The sequence below is a fragment of the Streptomyces phyllanthi genome (assembly GCF_009377205.1).
Taxonomy (GTDB): domain Bacteria; phylum Actinomycetota; class Actinomycetes; order Streptomycetales; family Streptomycetaceae; genus Streptomyces; species Streptomyces phyllanthi.
This window is the reverse complement of the sequence record NZ_VJZE01000792.1, coordinates 1-2,378: the sequence shown is the minus strand read 5'-3', so window position 1 is coordinate 2,378 and position 2,378 is coordinate 1. Positions and strand designations below refer to the sequence as shown.

At 71.4% G+C, this 2,378-nt stretch carries 2 protein-coding genes; both read left to right on the top strand.

Going from position 1 to position 2,378, the window contains the following annotated elements; genetic code table 11:
• Nucleotides 1–270 precede the first annotated feature (270 nt).
• Nucleotides 271–1,149, top strand: a complete 879-nt coding sequence (locus FNH04_RS44905; RefSeq protein ID WP_152791985.1) for a MaoC/PaaZ C-terminal domain-containing protein — start codon at nt 271–273, stop codon at nt 1,147–1,149.
• A 111-nt stretch (nt 1,150–1,260) separates the two neighbouring features.
• A complete protein-coding gene (locus tag FNH04_RS44900) occupies nt 1,261–2,337 on the top strand; it encodes a Zn-dependent alcohol dehydrogenase (protein ID WP_152791984.1) in 1,077 nt (358 codons plus the stop codon).
• Nucleotides 2,338–2,378 lie beyond the last annotated feature (41 nt).

Sequence of the window (2,378 nt, the reverse complement as noted above, 5' to 3'; positions counted from 1 at the left end):
GTGGGGTCGCGGGCGGGCTTGCGGCTGGGCGCGGTCGGGCTTGCGGCGGAGCGCGGTCAGGCTTGCGGTAGGGCTTGCGGTCGGGCTTCCGTTCTGACGTACCGTCAGGAGTATTCACAAGTACAGGCGGCTGGGTTATACAGGGGTCGCCGGACTGGAACGCGTTCTAAAGTGAGCGGGTTCCGCGACCCGGCCCCCGTGACGACCTCGGTGCGGCCGACGGTGCGGACGGCCGCATCGAGGTCTTCGTCGTCGTGAGTCAGGAGCCCCATGCCCATCGACGCAGCCAAGGCCCTCGCGGCCGAGCCCCGGTCCGCGGAGATCTCCTGGACTCCGAAGGACGTCCAGCTCTACCACCTCGGTGTGGGCGCCGGCGCGAATCCTGACAGGCGCAGCCCCGCGACCGACCCCGACGAGCTGCGTTACACCCTGGAGTCCCGGCTGCACGTCCTGCCCAGCTTCGCCACCGTCGCGGGCGCGGGCTCGCCGGGTGTGATCAGCGGACTGTCGATGCCCGGCGTCGACGTCGACCTGGCGCGTGTGCTGCACGGCGGCCAGAGCCTCGCCCTGCACCGCCCGATCCCCACCGAGGGCACGGCGACCGCCACCGCGCGCGTCGCCGCCGTGTACGACAAGGGCAAGGCGGCGATCCTGGTCCTGCGCACCGAAGTCGCCGACGCCGAGGGCCCGTTGTGGACGAACGACGCCCAGATCTTCGTACGCGGCGAAGGCGGCTGGGGCGGCGACCGGGGTCCGTCCACCCGCCTCGACCCCCCGTCCGGAGAGCCGGACAGGACCGTGGAGCGCACGGTCCGCGAGGACCAGGCGCTCCTCTACCGGCTCTCCGGCGACTGGAACCCTTTGCACGCCGACCCCGAGTTCGCCAAGCGCGCCGGGTTCGACCGGCCGATCCTGCACGGGCTGTGCACGTACGGGATCACGCTGAAGGCGGTCGTCGACACGCTGCTCGGCGGCGACGTGGGCCGGGTCCGGGCGTACGGCACACGCTTCGCCGGGGTCGTCTTCCCGGGCGAGACCCTGCGCATCCGGATGTGGCGGCAGGGCGACGCCACCGTCCGGGTCTCGGTGACGGCCGTCGAGCGGGAGGACGCCCCGGTGCTGGCCGACACCCTCGTCGAACACTCCTGAGCAGCCCGGCACGTCGGTTCGCCACCGGCACGTCGGTACGCCACCGGCACGTCGGTACGACCAGTACTCCGGTACGACCAGCACTTCAGTACTTCTGAGGGGAGCCGCACCATGCGCGCAGCCGTACTGCACGAGATCGGCCAGGACAAGCTCGACGTCCTCGACGGCGTCGAGGCGGTGGGCTTCGGGCCCGGCAAGGTCAGGATCCGGGTACGGGCCACGGGGCTGTGTCACTCCGACCTGTCCGCCATGGCCGGGGTCCTGCCGCAGCCCGCGCCCTTCATACCCGGCCACGAGGGGGCGGGCGAGATCCTCGAAGTCGGTGAGGGCGTCGGCCACCTGAAGGCCGGCGACCGGGTCGTGGTCTGCTGGCTCCCGGCCTGCGGTGTGTGCCCCGCCTGCAAACGCGGCCAGACGCAGCTCTGTCTCGCCGGCTTCCTGAACGCGGGCACGCCCAACTTCAAGCGCCCGGACTCAGACGTGTTCGGCTTCGCGGGCACCGGCACCTTCGCCGAGGAGGTCGTCGTGGACGCGGGCTGCGCGGTGCCCATCCCCGACGACGTGCCCTTCGACATCGCCGCCCTCATCGGCTGCGGTGTCACCACCGGGCTCGGGGCCGCGCTCAACACGGCGAACGTGGAGGCCGGTTCGTCGGTCGCCGTGGTCGGCTGCGGCGGTGTCGGCATCTCCGCGATCCAGGGGGCACGACTCAAGGGCGCCGCCGAGATCGTCGCCGTGGACCCGGTCGCCTCACGACGCGAGTCCGCGCTCAAGTTCGGCGCCACGAAGGCGGTGGCGCCGGAGGAACTGGCCGACGCCAAGCAGTCGGTCACGGGCGGCGAGGGCTTCGACTACGTCTTCGAGGTCGTCGGCAAGTCGGCCACGGCCCGCACGGCGTACGAGAACACGCGGCGCGGCGGCACGCTCGTCATCGTCGGCGCGGGCGCCATGGACGACTTCCTCCAGCTCAACATGTTCGAGCTGTTCTTCGACGAGAAGCGCATCCTGCCCTCGATGTACGGCGGTGGGGACGTTTTGCGGTCGTACGAGCGCACGATCGCGCTGTGGCGCGCCGGGCGTATCGACCTGTCGGGCCTGATCACCCACCGGGTGCCGCTGGCCGACATCAACGAGGCGCTGGACCAGATGAGGACGGGCACGGCGCTGCGTACGTGCATCGAGATCTGAGGCTCGGGGGCTCGGGGGCTCGGGAGTTCGGGGACTTGAGG

Coding starts and splice junctions, on each gene's coding strand:
- FNH04_RS44905 (WP_152791985.1), top strand. CDS start 271: ATGCCCATCGACGCAGCCAAGGCCCTCGCGGCCGAGCCCCGGTCCGCG.
- FNH04_RS44900 (WP_152791984.1), top strand. CDS start 1,261: ATGCGCGCAGCCGTACTGCACGAGATCGGCCAGGACAAGCTCGACGTC.